Raw genomic sequence first — 21,360 nt, 5'->3', positions numbered from 1 at the left:
CAATCTATCCCTTTGCGGCGCTCTGCTAGCACAGGCGGGCAGCGCTGACCATGAGCGCCCCTCAGCGCCCGAGACGGACGGTCCTTGCGATCCGATGTGCTGCCCTGCTCTTGACGGCATGCCCTTGGATGGCCTGCGCGGAGCCACCGTTGTCGGGAATCAACCTCGCGGGCGGAGAGTTCAACTCGGGCAGGAAGCCGGGTATTTTCGGGAAGGATTATATCTACCCCGATACCCGCACCGCGGCGCCCTTCGTCGCGATGGGCATGAAGATCGTCCGGGTTCCGATATTGTGGGAGAGGATCCAACCCGTCCCGCTCCAGCCCCTTTCGACTGCCGAACAGGCCCGCCTCGACAAGGTCGTGGCGATCCTCGCCCCGTTCCGGATCATCATCCTCGACATCCACAATTATGGCGCAAACGGGGGGCAGCGACTGGATCAATCGCCAGATGGCAGCGCGAAACTCGCCGATCTCTGGCGCCGATTGGCCGAGCATTATCGCGGAAACAAGCAGGTGGCCTTCGGCCTGATGAATGAACCGAACGGCATGGCCCCAGCACGCTGGCGATCTATGGTGGACGAAAGCGTCGTCGCCATTCGAAAGACAGGCGCGCGCAACATGCTGTTCGTGCCGGGCTCCAACTGGACCGGCGCGCATAGCTGGATCACTGGCGGCCGCGCCTCCAACGCTGCCGCCTTCCAGAACTTCCGCGATCCAGCCGGCAATTATGCGATCGAGATGCACCAATATCTGGACTCGGACAGTTCCGGGATGAAGGCGCAATGCGAAGCACCGCCGGTCATCCAACGCCGCATGGAAGCGGCGACAAAATGGCTTCGGGACAACCGCCACAAGGGCTTCCTTGGCGAGTTCGGCGCCCCTGCAAATGCCGCCTGCCTCGACAGCCTGGACGCCCTGCTCAAGCATCTCGATGCCAATGCCGATGTCTGGATGGGTTGGGCCTATTGGGCCGGCGGCCCATGGTGGGGCGCAAACTATCCCATGAGCCTGCAACCCGTGCGAGGCAAAGCCCGGCCACAGGCAGCCATTGTTGCAAAATACAGCCAGACGGGAGCCGCAAGATGACCCGCCTGCATTATGCGCGCCTTCCCCTTGCCTGCTCGATCATCTTGGGCTGCCCAGCCTTTGCGCAGGTCGAAGTGCCGCCTGACGGCCTGACCGTGGCACCCACGGTGCGGATGCTCTACGACGACAATGTCCTGCGCCAAAGCGATGATCTCGTCTCCGGTGACAAGGACGATGTACGTGTCACCCCGGCGCTCGATGTCACCTTCAGGAAAAATCTCGGTGTCCACCAGGTCACGGTCGTGGGATCGTTGGGCTATGACTTCCATCAGCGCTACAGCAATCTCGACCGGGAGCGCGTTACGCTCACCGCCAAGGGCGACGTAAAGGTCAGCGCACTCTGCTACCTGCGTCCAAGCGCCCGACTGAATTTCGCACAGGCCGATCTGGCCGATCAAGGCATGATCGTCGGCAACAGTGAACGCACCCAGGACTATGCGGTCACGGCCGAATGCGACAAGCCCTATGGTTACTATCCCGTCATCAAGCTCGGCTATCTCCAAACGAACAATAGCGTCGATTCACGCCGGCCGTTCGACATCCGCACCCGCAGCGCCGGTATCGGTATCGCCTATAGCAAGGCCAGCCTTGGCGACATCCGGCTGATGTTCAACGTCGAAGCTTTCCGCCGCCCCCACTGGTCAGGCGAGACTTCCGAACTGCGCATGAGCCGCGGTGCCGACAATTATCGGGTTGGGATCGAGTTCAAACGCGCCGTCGCTCCGCGTCTCAGTTGGAGTGCCGGAATTGGCTATATTCATACCAAGGCGCGTGATGAACGGGTCGATGACTATTCGGGCCTGGGCTATCATGCCGGTGCCGTCTATCGGCCATCGCCGCGCACCTCCCTGACATTCGACGGCAGCCGCAGCACCAGCAACCAGAGCAACACCGGTGCGACCTATATCGTCCTGACCAATTTTTCGCTGCGCGGCAATGCGACCCTCAGTTCGCGATCTTCGATCCAGGCTGGCGCGAGCTATGCCAGGCGCCAGTTCAAGGGCGAGCTGTTGATCGACACCGACATGATGCGCGGTACCGACGAAACGATCGCGCTCAACGCCGGATATCGATTTGCACTGCGCAGCCGCCTGACGGCCGGCGTGGACGTTCGCCACGAATGGCGTGAAAGCGCAGTCGAGCGCTACCGATATAAATCGACATCAATGATGCTGTCCCTTGGCCTTACATTGTGAGGAGCATGGCCATGTTCTTACCCCGTGCGATGCGAAACTTGTGCAGTTCCCTTCTTCTGGCCGCGCTCGCCAATCCCGTATTGGCCGGCGTCGACAACAAGGAAGCGGTCGCTGCCTATGTCCTGGGCGCCAATGACGAGATACGCGTCTCGATATTCGGCGCCTATCCGATCGAGGTCAAAACGCGGATCAAGGAAGATGGGCGCATTACCCTGCCGAGCATCGGCGACGTGGTTGCGGAGGGATCCACGACCAACGCCCTTGCAAACAATATCCGCCGGCAATTGCAGACCGGCGGATATTTCGTCGATCCGATCGTCAATGTCGAAGTCGTGAGCTTCGTCAGTCGATCGGTCACGATGTTCGGCAACCTCCAGAACCCTGGGCTCTACCCCCTGGATCGGCCTCAGACGATCGCGATGATGCTGGCTCGCACCGGCGGCGCCCGCGCGGACGCGGCGGACTATGCGATCCTGCAACGAACGGGAGAAGCGGATCGCCGGATTGCCCTCAGCGATCTCGACCCGCAAAACGGGACCGGTCAGTTCCTGCGCGCAGGCGATTCCATCTTCGTGCCGAAGGCAGAGGAGGTCTTCATCTACGGTCAGGTGAACAAGCCCGGCCGCGTCGCCTTCGAAACCGGCATGACCCTTCGCCAGATGCTGGCCCAGGCCGGCGGGCCGACATTGGGCGGATCGGAAAAGAAGATCACGCTGCACCGTGGCACGGAGATCATCAAGAAGGCCAGCCTCGATATGCTGGTCAAGCCTGGTGACGTCTACACCGTCAACGAGCGGACCTTCTGAGATGCGATCCGGTATCCTGACAGGAGGCATTGCGTGAATATCTTCACCAGAATTGCCCGCTGGCTCCGACGAACGCCCGAGCCCGAGCGTCGCCGAGAAGCGCCTGGCCGGCGTTCCCGAGCTACGGGCGGCGTGCCTCAAAATGCGCAGCCGGCCGGCGCTGCATCCATCACACCATCCACAAATGCAGCCATGTCCGCTGACGCTGTCCGATCAGCGATACGCAAGGGGTTCAATGCCACCCAGCCCGTCACGGCCGCCCGCCATCTTCATGGCCGGCAGCAGGAGATGGATCTGCTGGTGGAGGGGGTGCTGGACCGCGGCAATCATGCGATGATCTTTGGCGGCCGTGGGACAGGCAAGACCTCGCTGGCGCGCGTCTTCGCCAATGTTGCCGATAATCGCGGCTATCTGGTCTTCTACATGGCATGCGAGCCTGGGCAGGATTTTACCAGCCTGATCTCGCCGTTCCTCGATGCCGCCCGCGGAAACGTGCCGCGCTCACCCGCGACAGATGCGCCGATCGTCGTTGGACCGCGCGATGTCGTGGAAACACTCGCCGAACATGGGCAGCGAAAATTCATCTTCATCCTCGACGAGTTCGACCGCATCACCGATCCGGCTGTTCTTGGCGAATTGTCGCGCACCATGAAGCTGCTCTCCGACGCGGCCCTCCCGGTTCATATTCTGGCGGTCGGTATCGCGTCCGGATTGAGCCAGCTCATCGAAGGCCATGAATCGCTGCGACGGCACATGACCGCCGTTCCCATCGTGCGGATCGATACGGCCGCCGTGTTCGACCTGATCGATCGCGGCGCCGCCCAGGCCGGCCTCAACTTCAGCGATGCCGCGCGCGAGACAATTGCCCATGTCGCATGCGGCTCCCCCTATCATGTCCGCCTGTTCTGCGCGCTGGCCTGCCTGGAAACCCTCAGGCAGCGCAAGACAGTGGTCGAAATGCCGGCAACGCTCGCGGGGATGATGCGGGCGGTCGACGACTGGACGATCACCAATCCGACAGATGCTGCACTGTTCCATGAGGCCATCGATTTGGGTGCTGGCCATTGGCCGGTGATCGAGCAACTCGTCCGCGCCGCGATCATTCCTCCCGGACTCGCACCGGAACAGCAGGCGCCGCATATCGACCGCGACGGCCCGGTCCTGGAAATTTTGCGCCGCGCCATGCACGCCCGGCCGGGCAGCAACGCCCTCATGTTCCGGGACAGCCTCGCCCCCCAATTCCTGCTCGGCATGTTGTCTGCCAGCCGCCACGGCGACCACCTGACCCGGCGTGTCGTCAGCCTTGTAGAAGGGCAGCGCCAAAGCGCTGCATCGTAAGGGACCGATAGGATGTACATGTTCGACATAACGCGAGCCATCCTGCAGCGTTGGAGGATGGCAGCCGCCATCTTCTGCTGCGTCATGGCGCTGACGGTCCTGTGGATTGCGATCACGCCACGCGAATATCGCGCGACCGCCACTTTGTTGTTCGACAACCGCGCACCGGATCCAACCGGCGGCAAATCTAACGAGGCGACCGGGGAATCCATGCTCGCGACGGAGTCCAGAATCCTGCAGAGCGAGGTGATCGCCCGCAAGGTGGCCGAGCGGCTTGGCCTTTTCAAAAATCCGGCCATGCGCGCACGTTGGCAGGAGCAGACAAACGGCAATCAGAGTTTCGAAGGCTGGATCAGCCGCAGCGTCCAGTCGGGTTTGCAGGTTTCGCCCAGCGCGACCGGCAATACGATCGACGTCTCCTACCGCAGCCTCGATCCACAGCGTTCGGCGTTGATGGCCAACAGTTTCGCCCAGGCCTTCAATGATGCGCGCCTGGGTATCAGCAACGAATTCGCCCAGCGCTTTGCTGCCTGGTACAAGAAACAGATCGCCGCGTCCGAACAGCGAATGGAAGAGGCGCAGGCACGGCTCGCCGATTTCCAGCGCGCCCATGGCATTGTCGCTACTGGCGCCATCGATGCGGAAAGCACGCGCCTGAGCGAATTGTCGTCGAAACTGTCGTCGGCCGAAGCTGTTGCTGCGGAGGCCCGGTCGCGCGCGGCGGGCGGCGCCAATATGCCCGACATTCAATCGAGCGGGGTGATCCAGGGGCTAAGGGCGCAGATCGCAGCCAAATCAGCGGAAATCAGCCAGATGGCTGCCGAACTCGGCCCCAATCATGCGACGATGCGCGCCGCCCAGCAGCAGTTGCGCCAGATGCAGGACAGTCTGGCCCAGGAAACCGGCAAGATGTCGGGCACGCTGGCGGCGGCCAGTTCGGCGGCATCGGCCAATCAGGGCACGATGCAGGCCCTGCTCGACCAGCATCGCGGGCGCATGCTGTCGCTCGCGGCCGATCGCGGCAAGCTCGCCGTGCTGGAAAGCAATGTGGAATCGGCGCGCAAGGAATATGAGGCGCAGACCGAACAATTCTCGCAGTTGCATGCCACCAGCACGGCTCCGTCGCTCAACATCGTGCGGCTCGACATTGCAGAACCGCCGATGATCCCCAACGCGCCCAATATCGGCGTGCGGTTCCTGATGATGACGATGGTGGCCCTCATGCTCGCAATCGGCTCGGTCATCCTAGCCGAATGGCTCAGCCCGCGCGTCCGCAGTCGTAACACCGTCACCTATCTTACCGGCGTGCCGTTGCTTGGTCAGGCAGACCTGCGCGTCAACGGCAAGCAACTCCGTATCGAAGGAGGCAATTGGTCATGAGGCTTCGCTCGACTGAACCGGTAGAGGATGTCTATCCCGGCCTGCCGCCGACTTACGATGGCGATACGCGCGAGGAGACGGCGACTGTCCACGCCAATGTCGATCCGGCGATCGCGGTGATCCACGCTCCCAGCGCGATGCTGGCCGAACAAGCGCGGGACATCCAGTCGACCCTGTCTGCAATGCGCCATCCCGACGGTCGCGCGCCCGGCTCTATCGCGGTCATCGCAATCGAGGCGAGCGAGCAGGCGGCCATATTGACGGCGAATATCGCCGTATCGGCAGCCCTGAGCGGTCTGCGCACCTTGATCGTAGACATGGAGCATTCCGGCTTCGTTCAACATCGCCTGCTTGGCATGAATGCACGAACAGGCTCGCCGGACGACATGGATGAGCCATTTCAGTTGGTCCAGCCGAGCAGTATCCGGTCGTTGTTCGTCATGGCCGCGCCCCAGCAGGATGGCTGCGCCATCGACGGCAGTCCGCTTGCGCCACTGTCGCAACGCCTGTCGTCGCTGACGGCTCACTTCGATCTGTGCCTGGTCGACGCCAGCCATATCGACGATCTCGCTCATGCGGCAGGCAGCGCCGATTGCGCGATAGTTGCGGTCCAGCGCGATCAGACATCGACCAGCGAGCTCAAGGCCGTGATCAACAAGATGACCATGCTGAACACGGTGCTGATCGGCACCATCATGCTGATCTAGCGGTCAGCGATCGGTCGGCACCAAGGGGGTATGATATGAAAATCGCCCATATTTCCCGACAATATCATCCCGGACTCGGCGGGCTGGAAAGCTTCACCAGAAATCTGTGCCGCGAACAGGCTCGCGCCGGGCACCAGGTCAGGATGATCACCCTGGACCGCATCTTCGACGGCGACGACGCACCCTTGCCGCGATGCGAAATCATCGACGATGTAGAGGTGGTCCGGATACCCTATCGGGGTGGACGTCGCTATCCGCTCGCACCATCCGTGCTGCACCATCTGGACGATTGCGACATCGTCCATGTCCACGCCGTCGATTTCTTCGCCGACTATCTGGCACTGACCCGGCTGCTGCACCGCAAACCGCTGGTCCTGTCCACGCATGGCGGCTTCTTTCATACCGGCTATGCCCGTCGATTGAAGCAATTCTACTTTCACAGCATGACCCGCCTTTCACTGGCTGGATATCGGGCGATCATTGCCTGCAGCGAAGCGGACTATGAGACGTTCGCCAAGGTCAATCGTCGCGCACTTACCTTGGTCGAAAACGGCGTGGACACGGTCAAGTTCGCCGGTCTTGCGCAATCGCCTTCCGCCGAGCATCGCTTCATCTATTTCGGCCGGATCGCGCCGAACAAGCGGATCGACCTGTTGATCCGCTGGTTTGCGCATCTGCACCGGCTGGACCGCAAGGCCCGGCTGATCATCGCGGGAAAGCCGATGGGTGTCACCTTCGCCGATCTGCAACAGATCGTCGAACAACTCGGCTTGGGCGATCTGGTGGAATTTCATGATAGCCCCAGCGACGAGGCCCTGCAGGCACTGATTGCCCGGAGTACCATCTTCGCATCGCCCAGCGCCTATGAAGGTTTCGGTATTTCCCTGATCGAGGGGGTGTCCGCCGGACTATATCCGGTCGTCAGCGACATTCCGGCGCATCGTCGCTCCTGCGTCAAGCTCGATACCGGCAGCCTGATCGATTTCACCGATCCGTTGTCCGCTGCCCGCACCCTGCAGGACATTCGCAAGGCGCAGCAACGCTCGCCCTCCCCGACCACTGCCGCAGGTCTGCTGGCTTATGGCTGGCCGGGCGTGAGCGCCAGGATCTCGGCCATCTACGAACATATTCTGGGACGTCAGACCCGCCAGATTGGGCCGCTTCGCCTTGCCGTTCTTTCGGAGAGCGACGCGCTGAAAGCAGTTTCGGACCTCATCAGGGACCAGGCGCCGCGCGTGGTAGCATTCGGCAATGCCCATCTGATCAACCAGGCACGGCGGGTCGAGGGCGTCGCAGCCGCGCTGAACGACGCGCTGGTCCTTAATGACGGCGTCGGCGTCGATATCGCAAGTCGCCTCCGCTACGGGAACTCTTTCCCTCACAATCTGAACGGCACCGACTTCATTCCCCAACTCCTGAAGAACTATCCGGACCGCCTCCGGCTATTCCTGGTAGGCGCAGCCCCCGGTATTGCGGAGCGCGCAGCTGCGATCCTGGAAGAGCGCCATCCCCATATTCGAATAGTCGGCACCCGCCATGGCTTCTTCGACCCGCAAGAAGAGGAGCATCTGAGCCGCCACATTCGGGAGAGCGGCGCTGATCTGGTGATCGCGGCGATGGGGAACCCCCGCCAGGAATTGTGGGCGGCCAAATGGGCATCCCATATCGGCCGCCCCATATTGTGCGCGGGCGCCTTGCTCGATTTCACCGCCGGCCATGTCCCGCGCGCGCCTGTCTGGCTGCGCCGCATGCGCATGGAATGGATATTCCGGCTCATGAACGAACCGACCCGACTGGCAGGCCGCTATTTGCGCGGCAACGTCACCTTCCTCATGAGTGCCATCCGTGACGCCAGGGGTGGCTACTCGGACGGCCCGATCCCGCCGTCATCACCCCACTCCCACGCTGTCCGCAACGCCGATGCCGCCTGATCCTGTGCAGCCCTACCCAAGTGAACTGCGGGCCGTACGCCGGATCGCGGTCATCATCCCCTATTTCCAGCGTGAACGGGGTATCCTGCAACAGGCCCTCCGCTCGATCGTTGCGCAAACATTCACCGCGCCCACCGAGGTGGAACTCCTCATAATCGACGATAGTTCGCCCATTCCGGCGCAGGACGAACTGGCAGACATGGAATTGCCACCCTGGCTGAACCTCCGAACCATGCAGCAATCGAACGCCGGGCCCGCTGCTGCGCGCAATCACGGCCTTGATCAGATCGGACCCGACATCGACTATGTCGCCTTCCTGGACTCCGATGACAGTTGGGCGCCAGATCATCTGCAACAAGGCGTGGACGCGCTCGAACTGGGGCATGATTTCTATTTCTGCGACAGCGCTATGCCGCCGTCCAGCCTGTTCGCCTCGCTGACACTCTTTGCGCAGGGCGCCAATGAGGATGCGTTCGAACCCCTGCCTCTGGGCGGGCAAATCTATCGCCTGCAGCCCGACCGCGCGGGGCAATTCATGGTGCAAGAATATCTCTGCCAGACATCCGCCGTAATCCTGCGCCACAGGGCGATGCGTGATCTCCGGTTCGAGGAACGGCTTCGCTATGCCGGCGAAGACTGGCTGATGTGGGTACGGCTGGCGCACAGCGTTGAGGGGATCTGCTTCTCCAAGCTGGCCAAGGCCCAGCGGGGAGAAGGTATCAATCTCTATCGCGATGCGCATGAGCGCCTTGGTGCCAAAAATCTGCGCCGCCTCATGTCGATGGTACTCGCCAATCGATTGATGAAGATCACGCCGGGCATCAGCGCCGCTGCCGCGCGCCTGACCGACCAGCGCATCATGATCTTGCGCCGAGAGATGGCGGCGATCCTGCTTCACCCCCGTGTCTATCAGGGCCTGAAAAATGGTGAGCAGCGTCGCATCATCCTGGATGCCTATCGGCTCATAAACGTCTCGCTGCTGCCATTATGGCGCGACATCATCATTCGAAAGATGCGCTGGCACAGCCCCCGCCTGGACGAGGCCATGACATGAAACTCTTCTATTATCGCGCCAAGGAAGGGAATTTTGGCGACGACCTCAACGGCTGGCTGTGGGAGGAGCTTGCTCCCGGCCGTTGGTCCGACGAAGCCGATACGCTGTTCTGCGGCATCGGCACGATCATCGGCAATCATATGCCGCCCGCATCCCGGATCAGAATTTTCTCGAGCGGCCTGGGCTATAGGCCGGTGCCCGAGGATTTCTCGACCGATCGCTGGGATGTGGTGGCATTACGCGGCCCGCTCACGGCGCGCGTCGTCAACCGCCCAGATCGGGCGATTGCCGATGGCGCGCTGCTGCTTTCCACGCTGGACCGGCTCAAGCCTCTACCCGAAGCGGAGCGCGACCGGCCCATCTTCATTCCCCACTATGAGGCGATGGATGAAGGCGACTGGGCTGCGGCCTGCGCTACCGCCGACGTAAAGCTGGTGGACCCACGGCAATGCGCGCATCAGGTCATCGACGAAATCCGCCGGTCACGTCTGGTGATCGCCGATTCGATGCACGCAGCGATCATCGCCGATACGCTGCGCGTTCCCTGGATTCCGGTCTCCAGTTCGGGAAGGATCAACAGCTTCAAATGGCTCGACTGGTCACTTTCCCTCAACTTGCCGTATGAGCCGCGAATATTGCCTACCGCGACGTTGGACACTGCCTATCGTGACGGAGTCCGGCGCCTGGTCGGTGAACATTATCGACTTGCGCATCCTGATGCAGAAGGCGCGCTCGCGCACCAAAGGCAGATGACCCGTCGTGAACAGCGCGGCTGGTGGATGTCCATGCGGCCCAAACTGAAACATCATCTGCTCGCCCTGCCGCGGCGTCTGCCACAACCACCCGCGGTCGCGCGGCGTATCACCACATGGAACCGGCGACAACACAGCCGCATCGCCTTTGCACTTGAACAATTGAAGAATGAGGCGGGATTTCTGAGCGACGATCGGATCTTTGCCAACCGTGTCGATCAGCTCAGCGTCGAGTTCGACAAGCTGGTGCGATCGGGCTGAGCGATCCGCGCCATCTGCGCGCGATGATGCCAGCGACGGATCAGATGGCGTCCCAGCATGGGCCAGTTGCTCCAGTCCGTCATCATCGCCTCCAGCAATGCCATCGGCTTGCGTGCGCGAAGATGCGGATAGACGCGGTTCCAGCTATGCTGCTGCCTTATGGCGGTGGCGCGACGGGCCAATAACCGTGACAGAACACGATCATCGCGAACGCGGGGCAGATCCAGCATGGCAAGACTATGGGCGCGCATTGCATCCAGGTTCAGCAATGTCCGGGATTGCCCCGATCCCTGATCCGAAATGGAGCCCTGCCGCTGGGTAAAGAGATAATGCGGTTCTGCGCTCAGAATGAAGCGACCGTCCGCCAGCAGGCAATCGATGATGAAGGCGAAATCTTCGCCGTGCCGCAACTGGGGCGGATAGCGCAGGCAACGGGTCGTCAGGAAGCGGCGACGAAAGATCGGCTTGAGCTGGCCGAAATCGAACGGTGAGCGTCCGGTGATCGCGTTGCGGACGAATTCGGCCGGTCGGACATGCCGGATCGGCTGCGCTGTCCGCGACAATGCCGTGCCGACCACTGTTCCGGCGTGCCAATCATAGAAAAACAGATTGTCCGCGACCAGATCGGCGTCATGCCGATCGCCGAGCGCTGTCAGATGAACCAGCCTGCCCGGTGCGAAGGCATCATCGGCATCAAGTATTGCGATCCATTCGCCGCGCGCGACCCCAATCCCCTGATTTCGCGCGACCGAAGGGCCACCATTGGCCTCGCTTAGCACCAGTCGCACCCGTGGGTCCTGCTCCATCAACCGTTCGGCGATTGCCACGGTTTGGTCGCCGGACGCGTCATCGACGATGATCACCTCCACCGGGAGTTTCTGCGCAAGCGCAGATTGCACCGCGCGATCCAGGCTGTCCTCGGCGTTGAACGCCGCAATCACGACACTGACAAGGGGAGACGCAGGAGCAGTCACGGGACTTTGCATAGGTGTTATGCCTTACTCGAAAGCGATAATAAGCTTCGATATACCAATCGATGAAACCGCAACGAATTGAGGAATTTCACCTAGTGGAATTATCTGACACACCCAACGTTGCAATATACAGAAGAGGCTTCCTTCCTCTTTCTGAAACCTTCATATCAGATCACATACAGGGTCTTAATAGATATAATCCGATCATAATAACTGAGAACATATTGAACGGATACTCTATTAACGGTCACACTCCCCATCTGTTGCATCGCGCCCAGGCGGGCAAATATGAAAAAGTCTATAATCGACTGACCGGCCGATATCGCCATGTCGGCGATGTCCTGTCGGCCCCCTCGACGCGATTGATCCACGCGCATTTCCTGCAGGATGGGGCGAACATCCTGTCCCTTGCCGCGCGACGGAACATACCGCTGGTCGTCACCGCCCATGGCTATGATGCAACGGTGACGGCGCGCGAACATGCGCGCCGCACCGAGGGACTTTGGTATCTGATGCTCAAGCCCTTCCTTCTACGTTACGCCCATGGCATCATCTGCGTATCCCAGTGGATCAAGCAGTGCCTGCTCGACGCAGGTTATCCCGACCACAAGCTGCGCGTCATTCCGCTGGGTATCGACACGTCCAGCCTGCCGCCGCCACCCGCCGCCCATGGCCGCCGGGGCGCCCTCTTCGTCGGCCGTCTGGTCGAGAAGAAGGGGGTCAATTTCCTGCTGGACGCCTGGGCGAAGTTGCCCGAACGCATTCGAAGCGAACCGCTCACCATCATCGGCGACGGCCCCCTGATGTCCACCCTGGTCGCCCAGGCCCATCGGCTTGGTATCCAGCCGCATTTCCTGGGCGCACGATCTCGCGCGGAAGTCTTCGCGGCCATGGCCCGTCACCGCATCTTCGCGATGCCGAGTGTGCGCGCGGCAAACGGTGATTCCGAAGGGCTTCCCATCGTGCTGATGGAAGCGCAAGCGATGGGCATGGCGGTGATCGCATTTGACGATGGCCCGATGCGCGAAGCGATCAAACCCGGCATGACCGGCTTGCTCGCACGATCACGCAACAGCCACGACTTTGCCGACCATCTGCAAACGCTTCTGGGTGCGCCGGACCTTTGCGGCGATTTTGGCCGAGCCGGCCGGTCCCATGTGGCCGCCAAGTTCGACCTCCGCAACCGCGTAGCCGCCCTGGAAGACTATTATGACGAGATCCTTGCCAGCACGGAGGCCCGTTCATGATCGGACAATCCGCCGCAAAGCCAAACCCGGTTCACGCCGAAGGGCGCCGCGTCCTCATCATCTCGCGCCATGACTATCGGACCCGGCGCCGCGCGAGCGTGCATTTCGTGGCGCGCCATATGGCGCAACAGGGCCATCAGGTGACCTTCATGTCGATCGGCTACAGTTGGCTGTCGCGCCTGCGTGGCGACAGCCGGGCCGATCTGTTTGATCGCGCCAATGCCTGGGAACAGGTGGATGGGCTTCAGGCCTATCTGTGGCGCAGTGCATGGCACCCTGTAAAGTTGCCGGTCTCGGGCAAGGTGGAATCCTGGCTTTACAGCAAATGGGCCAGAAACCGCTGCACCGCGCTGGACGAAGCGGCAGGCGCGGCGGACATCATCATCGTCGAATCCGGTATTGCGCCGGCATTGCTGAAGCGCATCCGCGCCGTCGCCCCCTCGGCGCGGATCGTCTATCGGGCCACGGATCTTCTATCCACCGCCGGCGTGCCTGAATGCATTGAAGACATGCTTTGGCAATCGGAGGCCGATATCGACCTGATCGTGGTCGTCGCCCGCTCCATGCTCCCGCATTTCGAGGCCTTCAGTTGCCCCAAATTATTCATTCCGCATGGCGTCGATACCGCTTTGCTCAATCAGGCGACAGACAGTCCCTACGCGACCAAGCGCAATGCGGTCACGGTCGGATCGATGCTGTTCGACGCCGGGGCGATCCGCACCCTCGCGCTGGCACGCCCGGAATTCACCTTCCACACCATCGGATCGCCCAAGAGCGTCTTCCCGACCAATGTGATCCAGCATGACGAGATGCCTTTTGCGCAAACGCTGCCCTATCTCCAGCATGCCGATGTCGGGATCGCGGCCTATCAGCGCGCGGCTGCCGCCGCCTATCTCGCCGATTCCAGCCTCAAACTCCTGCAATATAAGGCAATCGGTCTGCCCGCCGTTTGCCCCGATTTCGCCGTTGGCGACCATGCCCTGCGCTTTGGTTACCGGCCTGATCACCCGCAGGAAATGGTCGAGGCTTTTGATCGGGCACTGAACGCTGGCCGCAGCCCGGTGGCGAGCAAGGATTGGAGCGATGTTGCCGCCAGGCTCGTCGAGGCTTCTCTTGGCTGAGATTGCCCTTTCTCTACCGGCTCGCGCGCGGCGCGACGCGGTGCGTCGACGCAGCCTGATCCATGACAGGCTCGTCAACTATGTCGCCGCTGGACTGCTAGTCGCCACGGTCCTCTTCAATCCGGCCCTGGCCTGGGTCAATGCGCATCTATTCCCAATGACCGCCGGCATCGTGTCTGCCGCGCAGGGCAGCATCGTTCTGACCGCGCTGCTGGTCGGGACCATGCAACCGGTTCAACATAGTTTTCGGTGGCTGGCACTGACCTGGACCATGGTCCTGTCGGCGCTGCTGACGAGCGCGATCAAAGGATATTTCGAACCCAAGATCCTGGGCGACATATTGTTGATCCCGGCCTTCATCCTGCTTGGAACCCGCATTGAAGGCGCGTTGCTGCGTCAGACAATGTTGTCGTTGCAATTGCTGATCATGTTGGTCGGCCTGTGGGAGCTGGCGAGCCCTGGCGGCTTTGGTTCGACCTTTCGCGTGATCGACTATTATGTGCAGACCCGTGGCTATGACGCGGATGCCTTCTGGGCCGGCGGCGACCTGTTTCTCAGTTCGGAACGTCCCGGCGGCCGCATGCTGCTCGATGGCCTTGGCCTGCATCGCGGATCATCGCTGTTTCTGGAGCCGGTATCGCTCGGCAACTGGGCGATCGTCGGTACCATCTTCACGGCGGCGATGTGGCGTTCTCTGTCGAACGGCGCGCGACTGTTCATGCTGGTTTCGACGGCGGTGCTGCTGGTCACTTGCGATGGCAGGCTTGCGCTCAGCGTGATCCTGCTCTTCTGCCTCTATCTGCCGATCAGCGCCTATGTTCCGGATCAATGGAGCGTCGCCTATCTGCCGTTGCTGCTTGTCGCATTGGTCGGGGGCGAAGCGCTGGGAATTCTGGCGGAGCACCAAGACAATCTTCCCGGACGACTCAGCGTCGGGCTCGATGCACTGCGATCGATGGACCTCGACCAGTTGTTGGGCATTCGTGCGGATCGGGTCCGGTTCGATGACGCCGGCTGGGCCGATTTCGTCCAGGCTCAATCCGTGGTGATCGCGATCGGCCTCTGGTTAGCACTCGCCTGCAGCAGCTTCGGCCGCGATCCCGGCAACCGGATGGCAAAACATGGCATTATGCTCTTCCTCGCACTCTGCCTGCCCATCAGCAATTCACTGCTGTCAATCAAGACAGCCGCTCTGATGTGGGTCGTCTACGGCTTCTGTTATGCCCGCGGACGCCTGACGCGCATGGAAGGAAACGCCGCATGAGCCCTGGCCGTCATATACCCGCGCTCGACGGCATCAGAGGCTTTGCTGCCCTGCTCGTCGTATTCTGCCACTTCCGCACGTTCGGCTATCCGGAACTTCTGCATCCGCGCGCCGGCGATTATGGCGTCCTGCTGTTCTTCACGCTCAGCGGCTTTCTCATGGGCCATCTCTACCTCCCTAGAACGCCCGACCGAGATGCGTTGGCATCCTACGCTGCGGCGCGCATAGCCCGCATCGTGCCGCTCTACGCCTGTGTCTCGCTGCTATCCTTCCTGATCTATCGCTTCGTCTACGCCGATTTCATCTATCCGATCGGACTGATCGAACTGGTCCGGCAGGGAACATTCACCAGTACCGTATCGGTCTTCTGGTCGATCGGGCCGGAGTTCCAATTCTACTTTCTCTTCCCGGCGATCTGGGCGGCAACCTATGCGAAGCAACCGCTACGCGGCTGGCTATATGTGCTGATCGGGCTGATCGTGGCAGGCTGCTATGCAGCGAGCCCTTGGCTGCCGGGCATCTTTGCTCTGGCTAAGATGCACATCTTCATGACCGGAATTCTCTGCGCAGTACTGGTCCGACAGATCCCGGAAGACCGCATGACGCGATTATTCCCGCCGCTGCTGCTGTTCACCGCGGCCTTTATCTGGGTCCTCATCGCACCCCCTGCTTCAGTCAGCGCATGGGTATTCCCGCCCGTGACCAACGATCCGAAACACATCATCTACTATGCAGACCCTTTGAAGATCGTTGCCTGCGCCTTGGTCATTCTGGGCACAGCAATCCGTCATCCGTTCAACGACATGCTATGGGGCAATCCGTTGATGCGCCGACTGGGTGCATATAGCTTCTCGCTCTATCTGCTCCACATGCCCATCCTTCAATTGGTTCGCCTCGCCGGGCCTGCATGGGGCATCAGCATGCCCATGCAGATCCTGATCGCGACAATCTTGTCCTTGGCCGTCGCCGGCCTGTCTAACGAGATGTTTGAACGCCCCGTAGGCAATTGGGTCCGTCGCAAGCTGACCGATGCCCTGAACGGCCATGCCGCGACACGACCGTTGCCGTTAGCGGCAGAAAGCCCTTCTTCCTGACCAGTCAAACAGGCGCGGCCAACTGGAAGAATGGACAAGCTTGTCTTGCGCAATCCTGCCAGTCGATTAGGTGTTCGAACGGATTTCAATCCGCTGCCAATCAATCACTCTCATGAACTCATTCCTTGCGGGAGACGAGCATGAGACCTCGGAGGCAATCGATCGCCCTGCGAAAAGGTACAACGCAAGGCATGCCCGATGCCAAGTATTAAGCTTCAGCCAAATTTCGTGGAAAAGATCTGGGGAAAGGACGTCGTCCCTAACCACCCTGTCGACAAATTGGGCAAGCGCATCGGCGAATTGTGGTTTGGATCTCCGTCTGGAACCAGGCCCCCGCTACAGGTTAGGTACATCTATACCAGCGTTAGATTGTCGACCCATATTCACGCCCACCGCGAATCCACCGGCCAGGAAGAATGCTGGTACATCCTCGAGGCGGAGCCTGCATCGATGATCGGCATCGGCACGATCGTTCCGCTGAAACAGCCGCTGCAGCACCATGCGGCGGAAATTGAAGCATGGGCGCAGTTCATCGATTGGCGGCCGGCTCGCGCCGGCGATTTCTATTTCGTGCCGGCTGGCACCATATATGCCATTGGCGCCGGCATATCTCTTGTCGAAGTGCAGCAGAATATCGACCTGACCTGCAATCGCGATGGACATGACCGCACTCGCGACCTTGAGACGAAGGCGACCACCGGAGATCTGCAAACCGAGCAGCGCCCTGCTGTTGCCCTGCATCGTCCACTTGGCTGCAGCGGCGTCCTGCTAGATGATGGGCCTTTCGGTTTGCGACTGGCACATATGCAGGGCGGAGACGCGCTGCACGTGACCAACAGCGGCCTCGCCTGGTTCATTCCGTTGCGGGGGCGCGGGGACATCGATGGCCTGACCTGGCGGGCGGGGGAGTGCTGGTTGCTGACCCAACCCACTCCCCTGATCCGCGCGGCCAGTGACACCGACTATCTGTTCGCAACGGTGTAATGCTTTTTTGCGGAGCGATCAGCCCGATGCGGCAACAGGCGCAACATGGATAATGGTGGGATCTTCCTTCGGCCATCCCGGTATCTTGCGCGCTGCCTTGGACGCCAGGAAGCTGCCACCGACCCACATATATGTTCCCAGTTTCTGGCCGGCTCGCCGGTCATCGCATAGCCGCCACAGCAAATGCCGCAAGCGCGGCCAGGCAATGGACGGATCATCGGGCGTGAAGACGGCCAGGGACAAATCCGCGCCAAATAGGTCCGAGATCGGCAGTGGCTCCGCAAATTCCGGCACTTCCAAGCCGAACATGCTTTCGGCACAGGCCAAGGTGATGCGCAGGCTATGCTCGATATTCTGCTCCGTTGCCCGTTGATGCAAAATCGCCAAGGCCGCATGATCGAGCCCGGCAATTGCGGCGCAGAAATCCAGAAGATAGGCCGCTGCGTGGCAATGCTGGGTCAGAGACTTCACGAAGCTCAGGCTTGCTAACAGGATTTCGTGGATTGGCGATATGCAGGGAACCTTCACCTGCCCCAGTTCCTGATCCGCCGGCTCACGCAGAAACGCGCCCACGTCCATGGGGTGCGGACAACCCGGCTGCTGGAGCCGGTGATGAACGTCGACCGTTGCCTGGTTCGGCGAACGCGAGAAGAAATGCTGCTCTCCCAGAAAGGCACGCCACCAGATACGATCACATTCCGCGGGCAGGAAATAACCTGCCTCCTGGAGAAGCGCAGTGCAGCGACGCAGATCACCGCGATCGATCAGGATATCGACATCCGATGATGGACGATGAAAGTATCCGCCATAAATTCTTCTCTGAGCAAGCGGGCCTTTGAAAACTATAAATCGCAGATCATCATGGATTAGAGCTTTAGATATATTGGTTATTGTAGCGATGTTCACGCCGTTCATCGCGAGCGTCAACTTCCTGAACCTATCTTCCTCGCGCGAGAAGGCGTCCGGAATATCCTGCCCAGCGGCGCGGAGCCCGGCACCAAGGTGCAGCAGAAGTTTACAGGATTTCCCAACCATTATGATGTCCGCCCAATCGTCCGCGTCGATCGCCGGAGAAGGGGGGCTAACGATCATCTGCGGAACGGACAGGGCCACATGGCACCTCACGATATCCACGATTTTCCGTGCCTTGCGGGAGGGATCTAACAACACATCAGTCACGCCTTGAATGTTAGCTTATGCAAAACATTGCCCTACAAAGTTAAATCATGGCGATATGTGTTTATACCTATAGGTGTTACCGCGGATGGATTGGAATTTGACTTAAACATTTACTTACGATCAATTTATATCCGCTGAATGGTTCAGCAGATGATGAGGAGTTGAGTATGGAAAAGGAGTCTTATGAATCGCCCGAGCTCGTCGAACTCGGCTCGTTCGAATCGCTGACGCAGGGCACGTCCTACGGTGAAAGCCTGGACGCGACCTTCCCGGACGGTACGCCGCGCGGCGAGCTCACGTTCTCCTGACAGGGTGGACGCCCTTCTCGGACAGAGGGGGCGTCCATTCTCTTGCAAGGCCCTTGGAAGCGGGGAAGAAAGATGACGATCGCCTGGCCATCCGCGACAATCGTGGCAGCAGATCCCAACATCGTGTTTTGCGACCTGGACAATGAGAGAGTTCTACTGGACCTGACCTCAAGCCGCTATTTCGCGCTCAATCGCGTCGGCGTCCATGTCTGGGAAACGATCGCGACCCCCACCAGTGTCGGCGCCTTGCAGGACAATATCGAGCAACGCTTCGACGTCCGACCGGAGCAGTGTCGCAAGGATCTGGAGAGCCTGTTAAGCAACCTGTCGCAGTTCACATTGATCAGCGTTCAGCATGCGCCGGCGTCCTGATCGCGCTCTGGCAGGGCTGCTTCTGGCACTGCTCCTGCCGGTCGCACTGGCTCTGGTATTGGCTGTCCGCCTTGCCCTCAGCCTCACCGGCTATGCGCGCCTGTGCGAATGGTTGCCGCAATCCACTGGCCAGCGCAATCCGCTCTGGGTGCGCCAGGTCGCCCGCGCTGTCAGCATCGTCTCACGACTTGTTCCCGGCGCCACGTGCCTGACCCAGGCCGTGGCCACACGGACGTTGCTCGCCTGGATGGGACATGAAAGCTGGATCCGGATCGGTGTACGCCGCTCCGAAGATGGCAGCTTCCAGGCCCATGCCTGGCTGCTCGACCATCGTGCAAGGCCCATTATTGGCGGCAGACGACAGGACTTGGCCGGCTTCAACGTCCTGGCGGACCTGGACGGACTGGTCCGGCAATGAATGCTTTTGCCGGCCTGTTCCACCGCGATGGCCGGCCGGCACGGCATTGGCCCGGCGAAGGCATCGCCTCCCTGGTATCACGCGGGGTTCGTTGCGCGATCGATAGCGGCCCGACGATTCTTGCCGGGGCTGGCATGGAGGCGTTGGACCATGAGAAGCGGCGTCCGGGCCTCATTGTCGCCGCCGATGTCCGGCTCGACAATCGCGCGGAAATCGAGGCACGGCTCGGCCTCCCCCCCCGCCCCGCTCTCCCTGAAGCCAGCCTGATCGCCGCGCTGTACGAGCGCTATGGCGCAGACTGCGCCTCCATGTTGCTGGGCGACTTCGCCTTTGTGCTCTGGGACGAGGCGACGCAGACATTATTTGGCGCCCGTGATCATTTCGGCGTCCGCCCGTTCTACTATCATGCTTCGCCCAGACTGTTCATGGCGGCGACAACGATTGGCGCGCTGCTCAGTTCGGAGATTTCATCCGCCATCGACGAAGTTGGTGCAGCAGATTTTGTGGCCGGCATAGTCGGCGATGCCCAGACGACGCTCTATCGCGAAATCCGGCGTCTGCCGCCAGGGCACGTCATTCAGGTCACGCGCGACGAACTCACCATCAGCCGTTACTGGCATCTGGCGGCATCGCAGCCGCCCAAGGATGAGGAAACCGCCGAGCAGTTTCGGCATTTGTTCGAACAGGCGGTCTCGTGTCGGATCAGCGAACAAGCCGGCGTGCTGCTCAGCGGAGGGCTGGACTCCTCGTCCATCGCCATGATGGCATCGCGCTTGCGGGCGGAGGCGGCGGGACCGCCCGTGCCAAGCCTGTCCATGACGTTCGACACAAGTCCCAACTGGACGGATGGCCCGCACATAGAAGCCATTCTGCAAGCAGGGCGTTTTACCCCTCATTTCCTGCCCACCGAGCATCAGGATCCGCTGCAGGAACTGGACATGATCCTGACTGAACAGGACGGCCCCTGCCTCGCCTACAATCTGGGCAGTTCACGACGCCTCTATCATAGGGCCCGGCAACTGGGGCTTCCCCGCCTTCTGGACGGACATGGCGGCGATGAAGTCGTTTCCCACGGGTTTGGGCGGCTGAACGAACTGGCGATGGAACGACGCTGGGCCACCTTGTTGCGCGAAGCACATGGCTTGGCCCATATTCTCCGCTGTTCGACCTGGCAGGCAGCGTCCCCCCATTTCGATCATATCGCGACGATACGGCGATTCCGGCAGAATTGGCGGCGCATCGTCCACCATGCGCATCCGCCCCGCACCTCACCGAATTTCACGACCGCGCTCGTCGCACCGGACCTCGCCCGTCGCACGGATATAGGTTTGCGCCGCACAGCGACAATGCCCAGCCGCTCGGCCTATCAGACCGAGCAGCAGCGCCACCTGTCGACCCTAACATCGCCACAACAACCCTATGCGTTTGAAGTGCTCGATCGTTCGGCCGCTGCAGCCGGGGTGCGCCTGTGCTTCCCATTCTATGATCGCCGTCTCGTCGAATTCTGCGTATCGCTCCCGGCCCACGCCAAGCTCGACAATGGCTATCCGCGCGCATCCCTGCGGAACGCCATGGCAGGCCTGTTGCCAGAGCAGGTCCGACTGCGGCGCGACAAGTTCAATTTTGCCGGCCAGTTGGGAACAGGCATGGCGCGTCACCGGGCATCCTTGCTGACGATGCTGGATGCGCAGGCTGACATGTTGGCGCCATTTGTCGACATTGATGTCGCCCGCGCGGCCATCACGCAGTTCGATCAGTCCATGGCCAATGATGCCGCCCCCTTATTCGCTGCCTACCGGGTCGCAAGCCTGGGCCGCTGGCTTGCAAGACGATCCCGGCCCGCCGCTCCGAGGGCTAAATTTCACATCGTACATGCAGGAGGATGA

The 21,360-nt window shown here is 61.0% G+C and carries 20 protein-coding genes; 18 read left to right on the top strand and 2 right to left on the bottom strand.

Going from position 1 to position 21,360, the window contains the following annotated elements; genetic code table 11:
• The first annotated feature begins 50 nt into the window (after positions 1-50).
• The 9 genes from E5554_RS14585 to E5554_RS14545 are packed head-to-tail and all read left to right on the top strand — an operon-like array spanning position 51 to position 10,513.
• A complete protein-coding gene (locus tag E5554_RS14585) occupies positions 51-1,088 on the top strand; it encodes a glycoside hydrolase family 5 protein (protein WP_247594273.1) in 1,038 nt (345 codons plus the stop codon).
• Positions 1,085-2,284: an outer membrane beta-barrel protein gene (locus E5554_RS14580; RefSeq protein ID WP_136187232.1), complete on the top strand. Its 1,200-nt coding sequence runs from the start codon at positions 1,085-1,087 to the stop codon at positions 2,282-2,284. The genes E5554_RS14585 and E5554_RS14580 overlap by 4 nt, the downstream gene beginning before the upstream one ends.
• Positions 2,285-2,295: 11 nt before the next feature.
• Positions 2,296-3,090: a polysaccharide biosynthesis/export family protein gene (locus E5554_RS14575; protein ID WP_247594272.1), complete on the top strand. Its 795-nt coding sequence runs from the start codon at positions 2,296-2,298 to the stop codon at positions 3,088-3,090.
• 33 nt (positions 3,091-3,123) lie between these two features.
• The gene (locus E5554_RS14570; protein WP_247594271.1) at positions 3,124-4,428 is read left to right on the top strand and encodes an AAA family ATPase; all 1,305 of its coding nucleotides are present in this window, start codon (positions 3,124-3,126) and stop codon (positions 4,426-4,428) included.
• A gap of 57 nt (positions 4,429-4,485) precedes the next feature.
• A complete protein-coding gene (locus E5554_RS14565; protein WP_234832033.1) occupies positions 4,486-5,808 on the top strand; it encodes an exopolysaccharide biosynthesis protein in 1,323 nt (440 codons plus the stop codon).
• Positions 5,805-6,515 carry a tyrosine-protein kinase family protein gene (locus E5554_RS14560; RefSeq protein ID WP_017502682.1) on the top strand — a complete coding sequence of 237 codons (711 nt, stop codon included), beginning with the start codon at positions 5,805-5,807 and terminating at the stop codon, positions 6,513-6,515. The genes E5554_RS14565 and E5554_RS14560 overlap by 4 nt, the downstream gene beginning before the upstream one ends.
• A 35-nt stretch (positions 6,516-6,550) precedes the next feature.
• Positions 6,551-8,446 carry a WecB/TagA/CpsF family glycosyltransferase gene (locus tag E5554_RS14555; RefSeq protein WP_136187231.1) on the top strand — a complete coding sequence of 632 codons (1,896 nt, stop codon included), beginning with the start codon at positions 6,551-6,553 and terminating at the stop codon, positions 8,444-8,446.
• On the top strand, positions 8,361-9,500 hold the full coding sequence (locus E5554_RS14550) for a glycosyltransferase family 2 protein (protein WP_247594270.1): 1,140 nt from the start codon (positions 8,361-8,363) through the stop codon (positions 9,498-9,500). The genes E5554_RS14555 and E5554_RS14550 overlap by 86 nt, the downstream gene beginning before the upstream one ends.
• The gene (locus E5554_RS14545) at positions 9,497-10,513 is read left to right on the top strand and encodes a polysaccharide pyruvyl transferase family protein (RefSeq protein ID WP_136187230.1); all 1,017 of its coding nucleotides are present in this window, start codon (positions 9,497-9,499) and stop codon (positions 10,511-10,513) included. The genes E5554_RS14550 and E5554_RS14545 overlap by 4 nt, the downstream gene beginning before the upstream one ends.
• On the opposite strand, the gene E5554_RS14540 is transcribed toward E5554_RS14545, so the two are convergent.
• A complete protein-coding gene (locus E5554_RS14540; protein ID WP_247594269.1) occupies positions 10,471-11,487 on the bottom strand; it encodes a glycosyltransferase family 2 protein in 1,017 nt (338 codons plus the stop codon). The two genes, E5554_RS14545 and E5554_RS14540, sit on opposite strands and share 43 nt — an antisense overlap.
• Positions 11,488-11,711: 224 nt before the next feature.
• On the opposite strand from E5554_RS14540, the gene E5554_RS14535 reads away from it, so the two are divergent.
• From E5554_RS14535 to E5554_RS14515, 5 genes are all read left to right on the top strand, one after another.
• Positions 11,712-12,734 carry a glycosyltransferase gene (locus E5554_RS14535; protein ID WP_247594268.1) on the top strand — a complete coding sequence of 341 codons (1,023 nt, stop codon included), beginning with the start codon at positions 11,712-11,714 and terminating at the stop codon, positions 12,732-12,734.
• Entirely contained in the window at positions 12,731-13,855 is a 1,125-nt protein-coding gene (locus tag E5554_RS14530; protein WP_010335939.1) for a xanthan biosynthesis glucuronosyltransferase GumK, read from the top strand. Before E5554_RS14535 ends, E5554_RS14530 begins: the two co-directional genes overlap by 4 nt.
• Positions 13,818-15,119 (top strand): polysaccharide biosynthesis protein GumE, encoded by a 1,302-nt coding sequence (locus E5554_RS14525; protein ID WP_247594267.1) that lies wholly within the window; start codon positions 13,818-13,820, stop codon positions 15,117-15,119. The genes E5554_RS14530 and E5554_RS14525 overlap by 38 nt, the downstream gene beginning before the upstream one ends.
• A complete protein-coding gene (locus E5554_RS14520; RefSeq protein WP_136187227.1) occupies positions 15,116-16,213 on the top strand; it encodes an acyltransferase in 1,098 nt (365 codons plus the stop codon). The genes E5554_RS14525 and E5554_RS14520 overlap by 4 nt, the downstream gene beginning before the upstream one ends.
• A 198-nt stretch (positions 16,214-16,411) precedes the next feature.
• Positions 16,412-17,197, top strand: coding sequence for a class I mannose-6-phosphate isomerase (locus E5554_RS14515; protein WP_247594266.1), 786 nt, complete (start codon positions 16,412-16,414; stop codon positions 17,195-17,197).
• Positions 17,198-17,215: 18 nt separating this feature from the next.
• Here the strand turns inward: E5554_RS14515 and E5554_RS14510 are convergent, their stop codons facing one another.
• On the bottom strand, positions 17,216-18,376 hold the full coding sequence (locus E5554_RS14510; protein WP_234781549.1) for a nucleotidyltransferase family protein: 1,161 nt from the start codon (positions 18,374-18,376) through the stop codon (positions 17,216-17,218).
• A gap of 167 nt (positions 18,377-18,543) precedes the next feature.
• Here E5554_RS14510 and E5554_RS14505 point away from each other — a divergent pair, with 167 nt between their 5' ends.
• The 4 genes from E5554_RS14505 to E5554_RS14490 all read left to right on the top strand — a co-directional run bounded on the left by E5554_RS14505 (position 18,544) and on the right by E5554_RS14490 (position 21,360).
• Positions 18,544-18,684: a lasso RiPP family leader peptide-containing protein gene (locus E5554_RS14505; protein ID WP_004212599.1), complete on the top strand. Its 141-nt coding sequence runs from the start codon at positions 18,544-18,546 to the stop codon at positions 18,682-18,684.
• A 72-nt stretch (positions 18,685-18,756) separates the two neighbouring features.
• The gene (locus E5554_RS14500) at positions 18,757-19,056 is read left to right on the top strand and encodes a PqqD family protein (protein WP_004212598.1); all 300 of its coding nucleotides are present in this window, start codon (positions 18,757-18,759) and stop codon (positions 19,054-19,056) included.
• The gene (locus E5554_RS14495; protein WP_136187226.1) at positions 19,040-19,474 is read left to right on the top strand and encodes a lasso peptide biosynthesis B2 protein; all 435 of its coding nucleotides are present in this window, start codon (positions 19,040-19,042) and stop codon (positions 19,472-19,474) included. Before E5554_RS14500 ends, E5554_RS14495 begins: the two co-directional genes overlap by 17 nt.
• Complete coding sequence (locus E5554_RS14490; protein WP_136187225.1) at positions 19,471-21,360, top strand: asparagine synthase-related protein; 1,890 nt, start codon at positions 19,471-19,473, stop codon at positions 21,358-21,360. The genes E5554_RS14495 and E5554_RS14490 overlap by 4 nt, the downstream gene beginning before the upstream one ends.

Origin of the sequence: Sphingobium sp. PAMC28499, assembly GCF_004795815.1 — a bacterium.
In the GTDB taxonomy this organism is placed as follows: Bacteria; Pseudomonadota; Alphaproteobacteria; order Sphingomonadales; family Sphingomonadaceae; genus Sphingobium; species Sphingobium yanoikuyae.
Note: the sequence above shows the minus strand (reverse complement) of the source record. Positions and strands in the feature narration are given on the sequence as shown.